We start from the raw sequence: 17,777 nt of genomic DNA, 5'->3' as shown, positions 1-17,777 counted from the left end.
CAACAGCTGACCGGGTTACTCCGTTTCCAGAAGCACAAACCGATTCTTGGCGCCCTCTCGGTTCATTGCGTGCATCAGTGGTGCCTGTACGGACTCCGCCGCCGGTTCATGGCACGCCGGTGATGCCTTGCCTTTCTGGACGCATGGGTCGAACCGGCGGTTGGTGTCGCCATGTCGGCCGCCCTCGCTGCCGGCGAGGGCTGTACGGCATTCTGCGTCGGGGTCTGCGGATTTGTCGGTGGCGCGGAAGTCTGCGCATGGGCCTGCGTCAGCATCAGGCCGATCACGGCAGAGGTCAGGACGATCATTCGTTTCATGTTTCGCTCCCAAGAATCAGTGCGCAGCACAGACCGTCGTGCAATCTGTGCTGCAAGTCGTCAGGGGGACCTGGCGAGACGGATGGCATGCGAGCGCACCGCACAGTTACTGCGCGTTGCGGTTACGCGCAGTTGACGCGCGGTGCGGTTGCAGCGGACGGATAGTGGTTCCTGTTACCCGGGTGCCTGCGCAACCTGGCGGTCGCGTCGATTTGTGCTTCAATACGCTCACGCTTGCTGAGCATCTGCACGGCGACCGGCCGCATCGATTGCGGTTCGTTGACGGCGCACACCACCTGCTTTCCGTCGTGCAGATGAACCGTCGTCATATAGGTCGTGAACGGCGCCGCAAAAGCTGTTCCTGCGGTAGCAAGTACTGCGACGACAAGCGCAACGTGGAAAAATGTACGCATCATAAATTCTCCGTCAAAGTGGTAACGGCCACCTTGTAACGTATTGTGCTGCCGCATTTCTTAACGCACGCTGAACTGATCCGGATAATTGACGCATCGGCTCACCTGCTTGCCGCTCATGTTCTCCCTGCGTTTCGCGCGGCTGCTGTTGTGGAACACTCTCCGCGGGTCGCATCTGCTGCTACGGGTCGATCCAGGTGAATATGCCGGCGCGGGGGGTTCTGTCGTGGGAACTGGAATAACCGAAGCGGAAGCGATATGTGAAGGATTGCTTATGACGCTAGCGAGTAAAACTGCTGGGCAGCGGACAGCGGAGTCTTGCCCCGACTTTTCATCTGCCCTTTCTTGATCATGCGCATCAATTCGATGCCACTCAAAATGATGCGTGCGCAGTGGAAATCCTTAAACCCCAGCGTCTGGCGGGTGACGCGCTTGATGTCCCGATGGTCCTGCTCGACCACGTTGTTCAGATACTTGACCTGACGGATCTTGATGGGTGTCTCCCCCTCGGCATTCACTGCGTGCAGCGCGGCCGGATTGGAGCCGCCTTTATCGATGGTCGGGGTCTCAGGCGCATTATTCTGGGCGATCGATTTTTCAAAGACGCGCCGTGCTGCCACCTGGTCCCGCTTGGCTCTGAACAAGAAATCAATGACACCACAAGCCTTCGCCTGTGTTCGTGACACACTTTCGTCCATTCGCCAGCTCTCTTGCCGCATCAGTTTAATCACCCAGCGATGCACCGTTAAATGATCGACGGCAATACCGCGTCCGGCCATCATCTCTTCAAGATTACGTAAACTGAGCAAATAGGCGACATACCATCGCACAGATAGCAACATCACATCAAGCGTTTAGTGAAGGTGCTTTAGCACTCGGGCGATGCTCGGAGCAAGCGTCTTTCGCGGTATTCTCGTCTTCTTCATCGGGCAGCCGAAGTGTATTTGTCTGGCCCGACTACTACCTCTCCCGCGTTAATGCGACAGAACCTGCCAAAGCCCATGCCGACATAGATGCGCGGATGCGGCCGACGATGCTGCCAGCACCGTCACGCCAAGAGCTGTTCCGCGAGCTTCTTGCGCATGACACTCTCGCGCCTGGCGCATTGCGATTGATGTCATGACGATGATTGAGGTCCGGCTCCCGTTGCCTGTAGAGCTCGCGCTTGACCTGAAAGGCTGGGAAGCGGATAGTGCTCACGCCGCGTGTTTTCGGTGTATCGTAGCCGGGCAGCCAGCCGGGAATCAAGGGGGAGGAGTAATGGCAGCGATACAGCACATCTTCGTTCTCATGCTTGAGAATCGCTCCTACGACAGCATCTTTGGCCTCTCGGCCTTCTCTGGCAACGTCCCCGGCGGCGGCCCGACGACAGGTAACGGGTTGACCACACAACCGATTGTCAACTTTGGCCGGACGGGTACGCGTTATCAGCTGGGTACAGGCGCTCCTTACGCTCTTGGCTTTGACCCGGGCCACGAATTTACCGACACTTGCGTGCAGCTATGCGGCTTGCAAATCGCGAGTGCGGACACGGTCAGGAGCGATACGCTTGTACTCGGGTCCGCGGGCTACCCGCCCCTCGCGGTGGACCCGTCGACCACTGGCTTTGCCGGGACATACGAAGACCACGCCGACATCGTGGCTGACGCGTTCAGCGCGTTCACTCCCGGCCAGCTACCCGTGCTGAATTTCCTCGCGAGCCAGTTTGGCGTATGTGACAACTGGTTTGCGTCGGTACCTGGTCCAACCTGGCCGAACCGCTTTTTTGCAGTCGCAGGAACATCCTCTGGACTTGACCACTCGCCCAGTGACGCACAGGTACTCGACGCTATCTTCTTGAATGCGCCCGTATTTACGTTTCCGAACGGCACCATATTCTCGAAACTGCGCTCGATTGATTGGCTCATCGTACAAGGCGATGTTGCCCAGACGCGGGCCATCTATGGCATGCAGAGTCAGCTCAGCCGTTTTGTCGGGATGGACGCGCTTTTGTCCCAGCTCGCCGATGGCTCCTTGACTTCGAAGTTTGTCTTTATTGAGCCTTCATATGACGCGAAAAACGATTTTCGGAATGGCGACTCCATGCATCCGGCAGGCGACGTGCGCAAAGGCGAGGCGCTGGTGAAAACGCTGTACGACGCCATCAGCGGGTCGAGCCTGTGGCCCGGCAGCATGTTCGTTATCGTGTTCGACGAACACGGTGGCTTCTTCGACCACGTACGGCCTCCGCCAGCAGTACCTCCGGGCTCAGGCGAGAACCCTAAGCTCAAGGCGCACAACTATCCCTTTGACCGTCTAGGCGTGCGTGTCCCGGCACTCATCATCTCTCCCTATGTTCCATCTGGAACCATCGACCATACGGAATACGACCATACATCGATATTGAAAACTGTCGATAGGGTGCTTGGACTGAACGGTTCGCTGAATCTCACTGCCCGCGTGCGGGCTGCCGCCGACTTTTCGAAGATGCTGTCACTGCGGGTCGCGCGCTCCGATATCCCAAAGTGTCCGTCGCCTGCGGCCGTCGGTAATGTGCGCCCATCGAGCGCCGGCGCGCCGCGTGCTAAAGACCCCTTCCTACCGCTTTACGCGCACCGGTAGGGGTCGATTACCTTGCCTTGCTTGCGCTCGGGCGGTTCGGCGTGTAGTGGCTCATCTCTCACCAACAGCGACGGCGGTATCCATCGCGCGTCGCCTCGGGTTAACGATGTCGTCGCGTCAGACCGGGTGGCCGACGCTGCGGTGCTTGCAGACTATCTCGGGCGGGCGCTCGACGACAGTGAGAGCATGGACCGGATGATATGGTATTACACACGCACTCTCAACGCGTTCGACGTCGAAAAAAAAAACGGACCTCGCTCACAAGCACCCCGAGCCGCTGTATGGCAGGCCACGCACACGTGTGTCGCACCCTAATTTTTCCGAACGACGCACGCTCGCGGCGAGCAGATATCTGTCCAGGCGCAGCGCTATTTCAGGTATGAATCGACGTCGCCAGTCGGTGCTGCTGTCAATGTTTGCGCTGCATCAAGATAATGAGACATCCGTCTGAGCAGTCGCGCGCGCCGATGTTCGCGGCGGTAATGGCCCATGACCAGCATCGCCGCAACCGGGAGCACGAACGTCTCGAGAACCACGCCCATCCAGGATTCAACCATCGCGAACTCCTTCTCACGCGTTCGAATGCTTACGGAGCCTTACTGCAGATGCTGGCCGCCGTAAATCGCAATGTTCGAGTCGGTCACAAACGCCGCCTCGCGAGTACAGATACAGGACCAGCGCGGCCACTTCCTCGGACTACCCCAGCCAGCCAACCGGAATCTTTGAACTGATCTTCGTGTCGAGAATCTCCCGCGGCACCGCGGCCACCATCCGGGTCGCAACATACCCGGACGAGATCATGTTGACTGTCACGCCTTCTTTGCCACCTCGAGCGTCAGCGATTTCGTCAAGCCATGCATGCCGGCGTTGGCGGCTGCACAACGGGTCCGTCCAAAGCCGACCTTCGAGGCCATCACCAACGACACGCCGATGATGCGAGCCCTGCCGCTTTCGACCATGCTGTCGCACAGCGGCTTCGTCATGTTGAACACTGAGTCGACATTGGTCCGGATCACCGCATCCCGGATGACCTTGTCCGGCTTTCTGAAGGTCGCGTTGCGCGTAATGCCCGCATTGTTGACCGAATGTCTGGCCGGTCCAGCTTCGATCTGGATCCTGGCCGCACAGTGCCGTGCAGAAATCGTAGTCGACCACGTCCGGCAGACGTGTACGGTCCGCGTTGTCTCGTGACGGCTCCCGCCACGAACGCGTGCAGGAGAAAGACCGTGAGCGACCGGTGGGCGGCCGCCGGTCGCGACGACGACGACGACCGCGCATTGCGCGTTATTCCTTTGCAGCGCGCCACGCCTGCCTGAGGGCGTGCTGGGTCGCTTTTGACGCCTCAGCAGCGGCAATGTTGAAGTTGCTTTCGGTGACTTCTACGGCTTGCCGGGTGGTGCGCTGGACCGTTTCGTATAGTGTGCCGGTGGCCGTGACGGCGGACTTCAGCGCCGCGACGGCCGCTTCCGAACCAGCCGGTGCGCTCTGAGCGACGGTGTCGACCAGCATTTGCACGCGGCGGTTATGCGCTTCGTACTGTGCCTCGGCGACCTTTGCGAATCCGGTTTGCATCGCAGTCACGATGGCAAACACCTCCCGGCTGTACGACTGCATTTTCCCGGCCGTCGGCTGCATCATGCGGGCGGGCAACATGGCCAGTTCCTGCGGATCCCTGACCGAGAGTGCCAGGAGCACACTGTCCTGCTCCTCAGCGAGGGTCGATCTGGCTGCCTGCAGATTCAGTTCAACGAGCCTCTGCCAGCCTTCGAATGCCGTTCTGGTCAGACCGAACAGCGTGTCAAGATTGGCTTTTTGCCCAGCAGCAAATTGTTCGGGCGGCAACAGACTCATGATGAAGCTCCTGAAAGTGGATCCGTGACGTGGCCGGAGAACCGGACCCAACGTTGATGTGACGGACCGGATTGATCGATGACCGCAAAAACATCCAAACTCAAAACCGCGAAAAAGTATTCAGACATTGTCTGTTATAAGCACTACTGATCACGCGGGTGTCTACCTGATGTCGTCGTCAGACATCGACAGGCATCGTCAGGCGTGAGCGTCGCCGCCTGACCAGACGGCAGGCGCAACGCGGTGAGTGGAGCTTTGCGGACCCTCAGCAGACCCGCGCCACGGCGTGAAGGACCGCCTCGCCGCGACAGGTGACGTAGGGGCGAGGCTGGCCAGGAGGGTGTTTGTCGAGGGCGACGATGCATCTTTTTTTGCGTGTTTTTGTCTGATGATTTTCTTCAGCATTACTACACTCTCCATGTGTGCTGCGTGTTTGAATTCGACTATTTGGTTGCCACAACGTCTTGCTAGATGGGCGATGCTCAGGGTAAACGTCGAGTCACTGATGCTTCGCACTCGCGTGAAGCGGATCAATATGCGCGGCCTTCGGCTCGACGCTCTTTTGTGACAGATCCACCGGCTCGACTCCGATCTCGAGCGTCACATAGGCGTAGATGCCCTGCCCCTTGAGCCCATGGGGTAGCCAACCATTGCCGCCTCGACGACGTCGGGATGGGTCACCGGTGCGCTTTCCGCTTCTTCGATATCGAGCTGATGCCCCCAGACGTGACGACCCCGTCGATCCGTTCGGTGATCCAGTGGTTGCCGTCTTCGCCGCGATAGCAACCGCCTCCGGTGATATCGGTCCGCGCCGCAATTGACATCGACTCGAATGTGACCGTCATTTCGTCGAAGTCGTGTTTCCTGCTGCAATGAACCCGATGCGTTTCGCATGCGCGGCGTGCTCACCCAGAGCCTGCCAGACCGGAATGATCCTTAGCTGGCCGCCCGCAGCCCGCACCATGAGGCCCGACGAGGCGGTCCTGATTGGGTCTCGGTCTTGAGAGGTCTTGCAGAGGTTGCCAGCTAATCCGGGGCCCGTCGTCGTGTCTGTGAAAAACGCAGGTCAGCTTGGCTACTGGACACGAACGGGCACGGAACGAATAGAGGTAGCGATGCCGGCGCCGCGTCACGTCCCACCAACGACGATCGTCCATCCGCTGAGCAGGCGCTGTAAATGCTCGCGCCGATAGTGCCCAACGACCAGCGTCGCGGCGATTGCGAGCGCGAACAATCCAATGATCACGCCGGCCCAGGATTCGATCATGGCAAACTCCCTACGGACTTCGACTGCCTTTTACAACTTTGGGGGAGCTGCTAATTATCCAGCATCGTGTAAATTACCCGCTTTTCCTCCGCGCGTCCGCAATCCGATCCAGTTGCACCAGTAACGCCGCAGCCCGTGCGGCGATGGACTCGGAAACCGCTGGCGTAGCCAGCAACGCATCGATCCGCTTTCGCCAATAGTCGGGTTGCGTTACCGGATTTTTACAATCCTGAACATCACCCCTCTCGATTAATCGGTCGAGTTCAAGCACCATTTTCCGGATATGAAAAAACTCTTCCTGCTCGTGGTCATCCGCCATAGTCCGTCCGCCTCCTAGTCTTATCGGTGTTCTGCGCTCGGCGTATTTTACAGGAAGCTTACATTAGTTCAGCATGAAGAAAGTTTGATCGGCCTGAACTGTCGATGTTGTGGCGGGAAAACAAGGGGATATCGCTGTCCTGACATCAACAATACTGACCGTCTTTGTTGATTATCTTGATAATTTCTCGGCGCAGCTCATATGGCTTTCCTGCCAACGAGATCAATAACCTGCACCGAGCAATGCGGGGACGAAGCGTTAAATACGAGGAATTTGATTCACAGTATCGTAAATTTCCTAATATGCGGCAATGTGGGGTGCCTGGGCCGACTTCGCATTGATTAATGCAGCGAAAGGAGAGTAAGCGATCCATTTTCGGCGTCTAGCGGCTGGGGACAGGAGCGAGGAGCATAGGTGTCCACCTATTCCACGATCGTATGTGTCATGACGGATCCCTGCTATTCGATAGAGTAGGCCAATATGATCGCCGATTCGCAAATCGCGAGGCTATCGCTGCGTATCAGGATACCGCCCGGTCGGAATGCACCGGTGGGCGGGAGTCGTTCATATCATTCAGAATTGATCGAGCGAAATTGATGTCGTTGTCGACGAAGTGCCTTGCGATTGACATTTGCAAAATGGGCAGAGAGGCCCATTGCCTGCTGACCGGTCTTGATGTTGAAAGTTGAATTTGATAAAAAAGACGGTTAGTTGCATTAATAACGCAGTTTGAGGCTCGCTGCACGTGCAACGCTGGCAACGTCACGAAATCAGAAACCATGCCTCCGTTATCAAGTCAGCAAGCGCGTTACTGCTACACGACTATTCGCACCACTTCCCGTTTCGCGAGCCACCGGCTTGTCAATCAGGCTGACGCCTCTCCAAGCGTTTGCCGTAACAATTCTGCCGCGATATCCGCGACCCTGGCCACATGCGCGGTGGCTGCGTCGCGCGCTCGCCGCGCGTCGCGCGATTGGATCGCAACGAGAATTCGGTTCATCTCCTGCACGGCTTGTCGGCCGCGGTCATCGGAGGCGATCGTCATCGCGCGCAAACGGTTGATTCGCGCATTGAGCGTCTGAACGATTTCCCACGACACCTTCTTGCCGCCGCCATGGAACATTGCCTCGTAAAACGTAGTCGTTTGCTCCCGCACCGTCTGATGCGCGTGGCTTTCAAACGCGTGCTGGATCCGTGTGATGCACTCGGCTAGCAGCGCAATCACGGCTTCATCCGCATGTTGTGCGCATGCCATCGCTGCATCGCCTTCCAGCAACGCGCGAATCTCGTAGATTTCGGCCGCTGTATCGGCATCCAGCCTCGCGACGATCGGCCCCTGGTTCGGGATCGAATCGACCAGTCCTTCCGTCTCCAGATGCCGCAAAACCTCACGCACCACGGTCCTGCTAACGCCCAGTTCTTCACATAGCGAACGCTCGACCAGCCGTTCGCCCGGACGAAAATGGGCCTCCAGGATCGCCGTGCGCATTTTCTCAAGCGCGAGTTCGCGCAACGTCGTGGTGCGGCGTTCGACTTTCAGCGAAGGCAGAGCGTCACTCATGGTGTGCATTGTCGTCATGCCTGAGCAAACAGCCGCACATCGCGCGTGTCCCAATCGACGAGCGCCTGCGTGCCGATCGACAACCCGCTGTCATGGCGATGTCCCGCCGGCATGCGAATCGAAATCTCCTGCTGCCAGGGCGTCGCGACGGCGTAGTGCATCGCGTCGCCGAGATACGTGATATCGCGTACGGTGACAGGCAGGCCCGCCGCACTGCTTGTGTTGTGCAGTGCGTGAATGTGCATCTGCTCCGGGCGAATCATCAGCGTGCCTTCGTCGCCCGCCGTGAGCACCGGATTGAAGCTGCCCGACGTCACAGTATGGCCGTTCGGAAACACGCCGTTCATCCTGCCGTCGCTATTCGACGTCACACGCACCGGCAGGAAATTCGAGTTTCCGATAAAGCTCGCGACGAACCGCGACGCCGGATTCCCATACAGTTCCTCGCCGGTGCCGACCTGCTCGATGCGCCCCTTGTTGAACACGGCGATGCGATCCGACAGCCGCAGCGCCTCTTCCTGATCGTGCGTCACATAGAGAATCGTCACGCCCGTCTCCTGATGAATGCGGCGCAATTCGAGCTGGATTTCCTCACGGAGTTTCTTGTCGAGTGCGGAGAGCGGTTCGTCCATCAACAGCACGGGTGGATCATAGGCGAGCGCGCGTGCAATCGCGACGCGCTGCTGCTGGCCGCCCGACAATTGCGCGGGCATCCGGTCGCGGCACTCGGACAGATGCACGAGCTTCAGCATCTGTTCGATCTTGGCCTTCACTTCGGCGTCAGGACGGCGGCGCACGCGCAATGGAAAGGCAATGTTCTCGCCCACCGTCAGATGCGGAAACAGCGTATAGCGCTGAAATACCATGCCGATGTGGCGCTTGTTCGGCGCGACGGAGAGCAGCGGCTTGCCCTCGAGCAGCACGCGCCCTTCGCTCGGCTCCTGAAAGCCCGCGACGATATAGAGCGTCGTGCTCTTGCCCGAACCCGACGGCCCGAGAAAGGTCATGAACTCGCCCTTGCGCACATCGAGCGACACCTGGTCGATGGCGACGACGTCGTCGTAGGTTTTGCGCAGGCGCTGGATTTGCAGGAATGCGGCAGTCATGGCTCGTTCACCTCGGTTATCGTGCGCGGCGCAGCATGGCGCCCGCCAACATCAATACGGTTGTCAATCCGACGAGCAGCGAAGACGCCGCCGCCACGACGGGGGTCAGGTCTTGCCGCAGCGTTGCCCAGATCCGTACGGGCAGCGTCTGCAAGGTCGGGCTCGACATGAAGATCGACACCACCACTTCGTCCCACGACGCGAGGAACGAGAAGATCGCGGCGGCGAACAGGCCGAGCCGGATCGCGGGCAACGTGACGCGCAGCTTTACTTCGAGCGGCGACGCGCCACAGATCAGGGCCGCATCTTCGAGCGCCGTGTCGAAGCTCGACAGCGAGTTGCTGATCGAGATGATCGAGAACGGCAGCGCGATGATCAGATGGCCGATCACGAAACCCGTCATCGTGCCGTTCAGGCCGATGCGCAGGAAGAACGCGTACAGCGCGACGGCCAGCACGACGACGGGCAGCACCATCGGCGTGAGGAAGAACGCCTGCACGGCATTGAGTCCGCGAAACCTGCCGCGCACCAGCGCCAGTGAAGCGAGAAAGCCGATCAGGACGGACAGCGCGGTGACGATCGCCGCGAGCTTCGCGCTCGTGAGCAGCGCGTCGATCCAGCCGGCATCGGTGAAAAGCTGGCGATACCACTCCAGCGTCCAACCCGGCGGCGGAAAGATCAGCCACTGCGAATCGCCGAACGACAGCACGACGATGAACACGATCGGCAGCAGGAGAAAGAGCGCAACGGCTGCGCCGACGGCAAGCAACATATAGCGCAGCGCGCCCAGACGGTCGAAATCGAGCAACATGTCAGTGGCCTCCCGGATTTGCGCGTGCCCTGCCCGTGAAGCGCAACTGCAGCGTGTACAGCGCGAGCGTCACGGCGAGCAGCACGAAGGCGGCCGCACCGGCGAGGCCCCAGTTCAACAGTTGCTGCACGAGCTGGGCGATGAGTTCCGCAAGCATCATGTAGGACGCGCCGCCGAGCAGTGCCGGCGTGACGAAATAGCCGAGCGCCATCACGAACACCATCAACGCGCCCGAGGCGATGCCCGGCATCGCGAGCGGCACCAGCACGCGCCAGAACGCCTGCCAGCGGCTCGCTCCGCAGATTGCAGCGGCCCGCAACGTCGATGGATCGATGCTGCGCAGCGTCGCATGCAGCGGCATCACCAGGAACGGCAGCATGATGTACGTCATACCGATGGTCACGCCGATCAGGTTGTTTACGAGCGTCAGCGGTTCGCTGATCACGCCGAGCGCCATCAGCAAACGGTTGATTGGTCCAGTCTGTTGCAGTAGCACCATCCAGGCGAACGTGCGCGCCAGCAGGTTGGTCCACATTGACAGCAGCAGGATCGCGAACAGCAATGAACTCAGCTTGCGCGGCGCGATGGCGAGCAGCCATGCGGTCGGGAATCCGATCGCGAGGGTCGCCAGCGTCACGACCGTTGCCACCAGAAACGTATTGCCGAACACGCGCAGATAGGTCGTCGAGCCGAGCAGTTGCACATAATTGCCCAGCCCCGGCGTGGGTTCGAGCACGCTGCGCAACAGCAACGACAGCACGGGCAGCAGAAAGAAGATCACAAGCAGCAACAGCGCGGGCACGAGCAGGCGGATGCTGCGCCAGTCGCGCCGCCGTCGCGCGGCCGTCGCGGGCGGATGCGCGACGGTACTCAGAACATTAGGCATGGTGTCTCCCATCCAGTCCGATTGCTATGCGACGCTGACCTGCCCCGCGCTTATTTCGACTGCCATGCATACCAGCGCTTGGCGATCGCATCACGATTCTCGGCCCAGTACTTCATGTCGAGATTGATCTGCGAGGACCTGTACTGATCGGGCAGCGTCTTCGCGATGGCGGGCGACATCAGCGCGGCCGACTTCACATTGATCGGCGCATAGCCGGTATCCATCGCGAACTTTGCCTGCGCATGCGGGCTCGTTGCGACGGCGAGGTACTTCATTGCTTCGGCCTTGTGTTTCGCGCCCTTCGGAATCACCAGCATGTCGGCGGCCGTCAGGTTCTGATTCCACGAAATGCCGACCGGCACGCCGGTCTGTTCGAGCGCATGCAAGCGTCCATTCCAGAACATACCGATGGGTGCCTCGCCCGACGCGAGCAGTTGCTGCGATTGCGCACCGCCGCTCCACCAGACAATATCGCCCTTGATGGTGTCAAGCTTCCTGAATGCGCGGTCGAGGTCGAGCGGATACAGCTTGTTGGGCGGCACGCCGTCGGCGAGCAGCGCGATTTCAAGCACGCCGGGCGCAGACCATTTATAGAGCGTGCGCTTGCCGGGGAATTTCTTCGTATCGAACAGATCGGCCCACGCGGCCGGCTGCGCGCCCGTGTACTTCGCCTTGCTGTAGCCGAGCACGAACGAATAGTAGAAGCTGCCCACTGCGTCCGGCGTCGCGAAGCGCGGATCCAGTTCGTCTTTCTTCACGACGGAATAGTCGATCGGTTCGATCAGTCCTGCCTGCTGCGCAGCGTACGCAAAATCGCCTTCGACATCGACCACATCCCAGTTCACGTTGCCGCTGTCGACCATCGCCTTGAGCTTGCCGTAGTCGGTCGGGCCGTCCATCAGCACGTTGACGCCGGTTGCCTGTGTGAATGGCTGCGCCCAGTTCTTCTGTTGCGAGGACTGTGTGGTGCCGCCCCAGCTCGTAAAGACAATGGGGGCCGCGGCCAGTGCCGGGGGCGCCGCGAGCGTCACCGCGCAGAAAGCGATTAGCGACGCGATTGAGGAAGTGGTTCTACTGCTCATGTCTGTCTCCAAAGATTTCGGTAGGTATAGTGGCAACGTGTACCGCGGCCAATCGAACGCTCTATCTCAGGCAAGCGGCGAAAAACGCGCTGGCTTCATGATCTTGTTTTCCATTTCTTCCATCAGCGCCTGGATCTTCGGCGCGAAGGCCTGCCACGCGGGATCTTCAGCGAGCGCGGCACGGCGGCGTTCGCGTTCGTCGAGACTCGGATAGGCCCAGATATGCACAATCTGATTCAACGGCCCGATCTCCGACAAGAAGTAGCCGACCAATTGACCCAGGTACCGCGTCTGCAACTCGATGCCCTCTTCCTCCACGAGTTTCAGATAGGTGGGCACGGCCCCCGTCTTGATGCGGTACGTGCGGATTTCGTAGAACATGCTGGCTTGTCTCCTCGCAGCGTAAATGGCGGTGCTTCGATCGCGCTCGTGCGTCAGCGCATCACGAACGGATCGGCAATCGGCTCGTCCGACGTGCGGATCCACACCGACTTCGTGCGCGTGTATTCGAGCACCGCGTCCAGCCCGCCTTCGCGACCGAGGCCGGACAGGCCGTAGCCGCCGAACGGCACGATCGGCGACACCGCCCGATACGTGTTGACCCACACGATGCCCGCGCGCAGCGCGCGCACGAGCCGGTGCGCCCGCGTGAGGTCCCGCGTGAACACGCCTGATGCGAGGCCATAACGCGTGTTGTTGGCGAGCGCGATAGCGTCGGCTTCCGTATCGAACGTGACGACGCTCAGCACCGGTCCGAACAGTTCTTCCATCACGCTCGGCACTTGCGCGCTAGCGCAATCGACGATGGTCGGCAAAAAGTAGTTGCCCGGGCCGACGCCGTCCGGTTGCTTACCACCGGTGAGAATGCGTCCGCCCGCTTCGACGCTCGCGCGCAGCACCTTCTCGATGTGTTCGAGTTGACGGCCGGTGGCGAGCGGTCCCATTTCGGTGGCCATGTCCCGCGGATTGCCGATGCGAATCGCCTGCGCCTTCGTGACGAGCCGCTCGACCAACGCATCGTGGATGCCGCGCTGCACGACGAGGCGCGAACCTGCGACACAGCTTTGCCCCGTCGCCGCGAAAATGCCGGCAATGACGGCATTGCAGGCGCTGTCGAGGTCGGCGTCGTCGAACACCAGCACGGGCGACTTGCCACCGAGTTCCAGCGACATCGCCGCCAGGTTCTCGGCCGAATTGCGCACCACGTGACGCGCCGTTTCCGGGCCGCCCGTGAACGCGATCCGCGATACGAACGGATGACTCGTCAGCGTGCGCCCGCAATCGTTGCCGAAGCCGGTCACGATATTGACGACGCCTTTCGGAAAGCCCGCTTCGTGCACGAGCCGCGCGAATTCAAGCAACGGCGCGGGACCGTCCTCCGACGCCTTGAGAACGATCGTGCAACCCGCGGCGAGCGCAGGACCGACTTTCACCGCCGACAGGAACAGCTGCGAATTCCACGGCACGATGCCCGCGACCACGCCCACCGGTTCGCGCCGCAACGTGACTTCCATATCGGGTTTGTCGACCGGCAGCCACGCGCCCTGGATCTTGTCCGCGACGCCCGCGTAATAGCGGTAGTACTCGGCGACATAGCCGATCTGGCTGCGCGTCTCGCGGATGATCTTGCCCGTGTCCTGGGTTTCGAGTTCGGCAAGACGCGGCGCATGTTGCGCGACGAGATCGGCGAGCTTGTAGAGCAGCTTGCCGCGAGCGCTCGCCGTCAGATTCCCCCACGCGGGATCGTTGAGCGCGCGATGCGCCGCGCGCACCGCGCGATCAACGTCGTCCGCGCTGGCGGACGGCATGCTCGCCCACACGTCGCCCGTCGATGGATCGACGCTGTCGAAATGCTCGCGCGCATCTTCGAACGCACCGTCGATGTATTGCTGAAACCGCTGGACCATGTCAGCCACTCCGTGGAGTTAACAAAGGCGTGCGCGTCAGCGCGCGTCGAACGCGGGCATCACGTCGGAAATGAACAGCTCCAGAGACTTGCGCTTGCGCTCGAAGTTCATATGGCTGTCAAGCCAGAAGCTGTACTGGTCGTAGCCGAGTTCCTCATAGCCCTTGAGGCGCGAGATCACCTGTTTCGGCTCGCCGATCACGAGGTTCTTGCGAATCGCCTCGGGCGAGTACTGCGGGAACATCTCGACATCGGCATCCGTCAGCGACTCGATGAAGCCCTGCTCGACCGGGCGCTCGTTCTTGAACCATTTGCTGAAGTAGCGATAGAAGCGTGCAAGGTCCTCCACCGCCTCATCCACTTCGGCGGCGTTCGCGCCGACGAACGTGTGCATCAGCATCATCACCTGCGGACGCGACACGTCGGGATGCACGGCGCAGGCAGCATTGAAGCGCTCAATCAGACTCACGACCTCGGCATCGCCCTGAGCCAGCGACGTCACTTGCACATTGCAGCCGTTTGCGACCGCAAACGCATGCGAGTTCGGATCGCGCGCGGCGAGCCACATCGGCGGATTCGGTTGCTGGACGGAACGCGGCACCGGCGTTGTCGACGGCCACGACCAGAACTCGCCCTGATGCGCGTAATCGCCCTTGAAGAGTTTGCGCAACGCGGGCACCAGTTCACGCATGCGCGCACCCGCACCCATCGCGTCGAGGCCCGGCAAGAGGCGCTCGTATTCGAACGAATACGCGCCGCGGGCGATGCCTAGATCGAGCCGCCCGTTGCTCGCGACATCGACCATGCCCGCCTCACCCGCCAGTGCAATCGGATGCCAGAACGGCGCGATCACCGTACCCGTGCCCAGACGAATGCGGTCCGTCTTCGCGGCCAGATACGACAGGTTGACGAAAGGGTTCGGCGCGATCGTGAATTCCATCGCGTGATGCTCGCCGATCCAGGCTGTTTCGAAACCGCCGCGCTCGGCGATCTGGACGAGCTCGGTCATCTGGTCGAACAGTTCGCGATGCGACGTCGTGTTGTCGTACCGCTCCATGTGCAGGAACAACGAAAATTTCATGATGATTCCTCTCCCGTGTCGACCGGAGTTCGTGCTTTAGCACCTACTCCGGTCCCATGCTGCGGGCTGCGCGTCGGGTGCAGCAAGATTCGTTGGCGGATGGGTCCGTGATGTCCTCAATGCGCGAGCGCGAGCGGCTGCACCGTGCCTGCTTCCGTGTCGCCCACATAGATACCGAACGCGTCTTCGCTGCGTTCGCGCACGTAGCGCTCGAGCATCGAGCGCACCGCCTCGTCCCGAAGTTCGTTCCACGGAATCTGCGCCAACGGGACAATGCGGATCGTGCTGTCCATCCACGCCGCGCCGCTGTCGATCACGCGGCCGCGATAGTAGATTTGTACACTCGACGACTGCCCGCTGCCCGACTCGAATACGGCAAAGATAAAGTCGAGATGCGCTTCAAGGCCGAGCTTCGCCAGCTGGCCGCGCAGACTCGCCGCATCGCTCGCGGGTTCGAGCTTGAGGCCCGTTGGCAACTGCAAGCCCTTGGGCGTATCGAGCAGCACGAGTCCATCGCGATGTTCGAGAATCGCGCCCACTTGCGCGCGCGATCCGGCGGCAGCCAGTGCGTCCTGAGAAAGGCTAAAATTCACATACGCGCCCCGGCAGTAGCCGAGCGGCGACGAACTCGTGTGAACGAAATCGACCACGCGTCCGATCAGAATGATGTGATCGCCGGCATCGACCACGTCATGCGTCGTGCAATCGAAGGTCGCCGCCGCGCCATTCATCACGGGCGCGCCTGTTGCACGCATCTGCCAGGCGACTTGCGCGAACTTGTCGGCCGCCTTCGATGCGAACACGCCGGACACGGACTTCTGATCTTCGGCAAGCACGCTCACGGCGAAGTGGCGTGTCTGCGAAAACACTTCATAGCTCGATGCGGTCTTGCCGATGCACACGAGGATCAGCGGCGGATCGAGCGACACCGACGTGAACGAGTTGGCCGTGAAGCCGCGCGGCGAGCCGTCCGGCTGGATTGTCGTGACGACCGTCACGCCCGTCACGAACGCGCCGAGCGCGCGGCGAAATTCGGCGATGTCGAAAGCCTGTTCGGTGGGTTGGTCAAACATCGGCTCAGTCATGGCGTTCTCCGTTGATCGATTCATGCGGCGCTTCCTTCGCCGACGCTTCGGCGAGAAACGCGAGCAGCCGGTCGTTGACGCCCTCGGGATCAGTGACGTTCATCAAGTGCCGCTCGTTCGCGATGATCTCCGCGCGGCCGAACGGCGCGGCCGCCGCCATTGCGCGCGACATCGCCGGGCTCGAATTCGGATCGCACGCACCCGTGAGAAACAGCGCGGGCACGGCGAGGTTGGCGAGACGGCCGACGTGCGCGTCGTCCGAGCAGGCAAAAAGCCGGTACGTGCGTGCATAACCGACGGGATCGACAGACAGCAGCAGCCTGCGCACGGCTTGCGCCGCCTGGGTCAGATGACCCGGAACCGGATCGCCGAACCAGCGTGACAACGTGGCGTCGACGCCCGTATCCAGGGGCGCATCGGCGAGCGTCGCGGCGCGCATCATCACGGCCTTACGCTGCGCCGGCGTGCGGTCGTATACCGCGTTCAGCGCGACGACGCTCAGCGTGTGTTGCGGATGCGTCAGCGCGAATTCGAGCGCGACGAGCGCGCCCATCGAGTGCCCGACCACATGCGCGCGTTCCATATGCATCGCGTCGAGCAGCGCTTTCAGTTGCGACGCGTATTCGTCGAGCGTCGGTGAGGCTGTCGGCAACGCGCTGTCGCCGTGGCCGAGCATGTCGTACACGACGACCTGGTAACTCGCCGTCAATGCCTCGATCTGCGGCAACCACGCGGTCTGGTTCATGCCAACGCCGTGGATCAGCACGACCGTGGTTCGCGCTTCATCCGACCGCGGCATGTAGACGCTGTAGCTCGTGCCCGCGGCCTCGCCACGCAACACGCCACGCCCGGGCGCGAGTTCAGGCGTCATTGGACTCGAGCTCCTTCAGGTCCTGATAGCGATCGCCGATGCGGTGATGCGGACGGCCGCCGATCGATGCACCGAGCGCGATCACCAGTTCATCAGGAGCAGGCGCGTCGACGATCGAAAACTGCACCGTCAGGTAGTGCGAGCGCATGCCTTCGTCGTGCTTGTGCATCAGCGGAATCGAGATCGGGCAGTTCGGTCCGCCGCGCAGATTCGTAAAGCTCAGATAGCTCTTCGCGCCGACCGCCTTGCGATAGTAGTTGCCGAAGCGCAGCGTGTGAATCAGCGCCGACGCGTGCTCGATCTCGCCCGACGTACCGACGATCGCCGCCTTGCCGTAGCCTTCGACCGCATCGCCGGACCCGGCCACGCGCAGCACTTCCGCCGTCAGCATTTCGCCCAGTTGCGGCGCGAGCGCGTGAATCTCGGGCTTGAGGTCTTCGACGAAGCCGCGCCCCGCCCACGGATTACGCAGCACGGCCGCCGCGCCGAACAGCTTCAACGGCCGCGCTGCCTCCTTGCCGCCTTCAATAAAAGTCTCTTCGACGTAAGTGACCAGCTTGCGCACTTCCAGCTTCATATCGTTCTCCTGACGAGGGGGCCGAGGCCGTGAATGTCATTCG

The 17,777-nt window shown here is 60.9% G+C and carries 20 protein-coding genes and 1 pseudogene; 1 reads left to right on the top strand and 20 read right to left on the bottom strand.

Features of this window, described 5'->3' with window-relative positions:
* Positions 1-74 precede the first annotated feature (74 nt).
* The 3 genes from ACAX43_RS28570 to ACAX43_RS28560 all read right to left on the bottom strand — a co-directional run bounded on the left by ACAX43_RS28570 (position 75) and on the right by ACAX43_RS28560 (position 1,572).
* Complete coding sequence (locus tag ACAX43_RS28570) at positions 75-317, bottom strand: hypothetical protein (RefSeq protein WP_370711710.1); 243 nt, start codon at positions 315-317, stop codon at positions 75-77.
* 122 nt (positions 318-439) lie between these two features.
* On the bottom strand, positions 440-787 hold the full coding sequence (locus ACAX43_RS28565; protein ID WP_370711709.1) for a hypothetical protein: 348 nt from the start codon (positions 785-787) through the stop codon (positions 440-442).
* A 215-nt stretch (positions 788-1,002) separates the two neighbouring features.
* On the bottom strand, positions 1,003-1,572 hold the full coding sequence (locus ACAX43_RS28560) for an IS6 family transposase (RefSeq protein ID WP_370711708.1): 570 nt from the start codon (positions 1,570-1,572) through the stop codon (positions 1,003-1,005).
* A gap of 418 nt (positions 1,573-1,990) precedes the next feature.
* Here ACAX43_RS28560 and ACAX43_RS28555 point away from each other — a divergent pair, with 418 nt between their 5' ends.
* Positions 1,991-3,331 carry an alkaline phosphatase family protein gene (locus ACAX43_RS28555; protein ID WP_370711707.1) on the top strand — a complete coding sequence of 447 codons (1,341 nt, stop codon included), beginning with the start codon at positions 1,991-1,993 and terminating at the stop codon, positions 3,329-3,331.
* Between the two features lie 368 nt (positions 3,332-3,699).
* On the opposite strand, the gene ACAX43_RS28550 is transcribed toward ACAX43_RS28555, so the two are convergent.
* The 17 genes and pseudogenes from ACAX43_RS28550 to ACAX43_RS28470 all read right to left on the bottom strand — a co-directional run bounded on the left by ACAX43_RS28550 (position 3,700) and on the right by ACAX43_RS28470 (position 17,734).
* Positions 3,700-3,888: a hypothetical protein gene (locus ACAX43_RS28550; protein ID WP_370711706.1), complete on the bottom strand. Its 189-nt coding sequence runs from the start codon at positions 3,886-3,888 to the stop codon at positions 3,700-3,702.
* Positions 3,889-3,927: 39 nt separating this feature from the next.
* Positions 3,928-4,489 (bottom strand): annotated as a pseudogene (locus ACAX43_RS28545) (SDR family oxidoreductase); the annotation flags it as partial.
* A 126-nt stretch (positions 4,490-4,615) separates the two neighbouring features.
* Entirely contained in the window at positions 4,616-5,182 is a 567-nt protein-coding gene (locus ACAX43_RS28540; RefSeq protein WP_370711705.1) for a phasin family protein, read from the bottom strand.
* A gap of 677 nt (positions 5,183-5,859) precedes the next feature.
* Positions 5,860-6,027 (bottom strand): hypothetical protein, encoded by a 168-nt coding sequence (locus tag ACAX43_RS28535; protein WP_370711704.1) that lies wholly within the window; start codon positions 6,025-6,027, stop codon positions 5,860-5,862.
* Between the two features lie 284 nt (positions 6,028-6,311).
* Positions 6,312-6,449, bottom strand: a complete 138-nt coding sequence (locus tag ACAX43_RS28530) for a hypothetical protein (protein WP_370711703.1) — start codon at positions 6,447-6,449, stop codon at positions 6,312-6,314.
* 73 nt (positions 6,450-6,522) lie between these two features.
* Positions 6,523-6,768 carry a hypothetical protein gene (locus ACAX43_RS28525; RefSeq protein WP_370711702.1) on the bottom strand — a complete coding sequence of 82 codons (246 nt, stop codon included), beginning with the start codon at positions 6,766-6,768 and terminating at the stop codon, positions 6,523-6,525.
* 865 nt (positions 6,769-7,633) lie between these two features.
* Positions 7,634-8,329, bottom strand: coding sequence for a GntR family transcriptional regulator (locus ACAX43_RS28520; RefSeq protein ID WP_370711701.1), 696 nt, complete (start codon positions 8,327-8,329; stop codon positions 7,634-7,636).
* A 14-nt stretch (positions 8,330-8,343) separates the two neighbouring features.
* Positions 8,344-9,435 carry an ABC transporter ATP-binding protein gene (locus ACAX43_RS28515; RefSeq protein WP_370711700.1) on the bottom strand — a complete coding sequence of 364 codons (1,092 nt, stop codon included), beginning with the start codon at positions 9,433-9,435 and terminating at the stop codon, positions 8,344-8,346.
* 16 nt (positions 9,436-9,451) lie between these two features.
* Positions 9,452-10,246 (bottom strand): ABC transporter permease, encoded by a 795-nt coding sequence (locus ACAX43_RS28510; protein WP_370711699.1) that lies wholly within the window; start codon positions 10,244-10,246, stop codon positions 9,452-9,454.
* A gap of 1 nt (position 10,247) precedes the next feature.
* Positions 10,248-11,132 (bottom strand): ABC transporter permease, encoded by an 885-nt coding sequence (locus tag ACAX43_RS28505; protein ID WP_370711698.1) that lies wholly within the window; start codon positions 11,130-11,132, stop codon positions 10,248-10,250.
* A 50-nt stretch (positions 11,133-11,182) separates the two neighbouring features.
* Positions 11,183-12,214 carry a polyamine ABC transporter substrate-binding protein gene (locus ACAX43_RS28500; protein ID WP_370711697.1) on the bottom strand — a complete coding sequence of 344 codons (1,032 nt, stop codon included), beginning with the start codon at positions 12,212-12,214 and terminating at the stop codon, positions 11,183-11,185.
* Between the two features lie 66 nt (positions 12,215-12,280).
* A complete protein-coding gene (locus ACAX43_RS28495; RefSeq protein WP_370711696.1) occupies positions 12,281-12,595 on the bottom strand; it encodes an NIPSNAP family protein in 315 nt (104 codons plus the stop codon).
* Between the two features lie 53 nt (positions 12,596-12,648).
* Complete coding sequence (locus ACAX43_RS28490) at positions 12,649-14,121, bottom strand: aldehyde dehydrogenase (RefSeq protein WP_370711695.1); 1,473 nt, start codon at positions 14,119-14,121, stop codon at positions 12,649-12,651.
* A 36-nt stretch (positions 14,122-14,157) separates the two neighbouring features.
* Positions 14,158-15,201, bottom strand: coding sequence for an LLM class flavin-dependent oxidoreductase (locus ACAX43_RS28485; RefSeq protein ID WP_370711694.1), 1,044 nt, complete (start codon positions 15,199-15,201; stop codon positions 14,158-14,160).
* Between the two features lie 116 nt (positions 15,202-15,317).
* Positions 15,318-16,286, bottom strand: a complete 969-nt coding sequence (locus ACAX43_RS28480; RefSeq protein ID WP_370711693.1) for a flavin reductase family protein — start codon at positions 16,284-16,286, stop codon at positions 15,318-15,320.
* Positions 16,279-17,157 carry an alpha/beta fold hydrolase gene (locus tag ACAX43_RS28475; RefSeq protein WP_370711692.1) on the bottom strand — a complete coding sequence of 293 codons (879 nt, stop codon included), beginning with the start codon at positions 17,155-17,157 and terminating at the stop codon, positions 16,279-16,281. Before ACAX43_RS28475 ends, ACAX43_RS28480 begins: the two co-directional genes overlap by 8 nt.
* Positions 17,147-17,734 carry an amino acid synthesis family protein gene (locus ACAX43_RS28470; RefSeq protein ID WP_370711691.1) on the bottom strand — a complete coding sequence of 196 codons (588 nt, stop codon included), beginning with the start codon at positions 17,732-17,734 and terminating at the stop codon, positions 17,147-17,149. Before ACAX43_RS28470 ends, ACAX43_RS28475 begins: the two co-directional genes overlap by 11 nt.
* Positions 17,735-17,777: the final 43 nt, after the last annotated feature.

The sequence above is a fragment of the Paraburkholderia sp. IW21 genome (genome assembly GCF_041321145.1).
GTDB lineage: Bacteria > Pseudomonadota > Gammaproteobacteria > Burkholderiales > Burkholderiaceae > Paraburkholderia.
The sequence above is the reverse complement of the archived record's forward strand: the minus strand, read 5'-3'. Positions and strand labels throughout refer to the sequence as shown.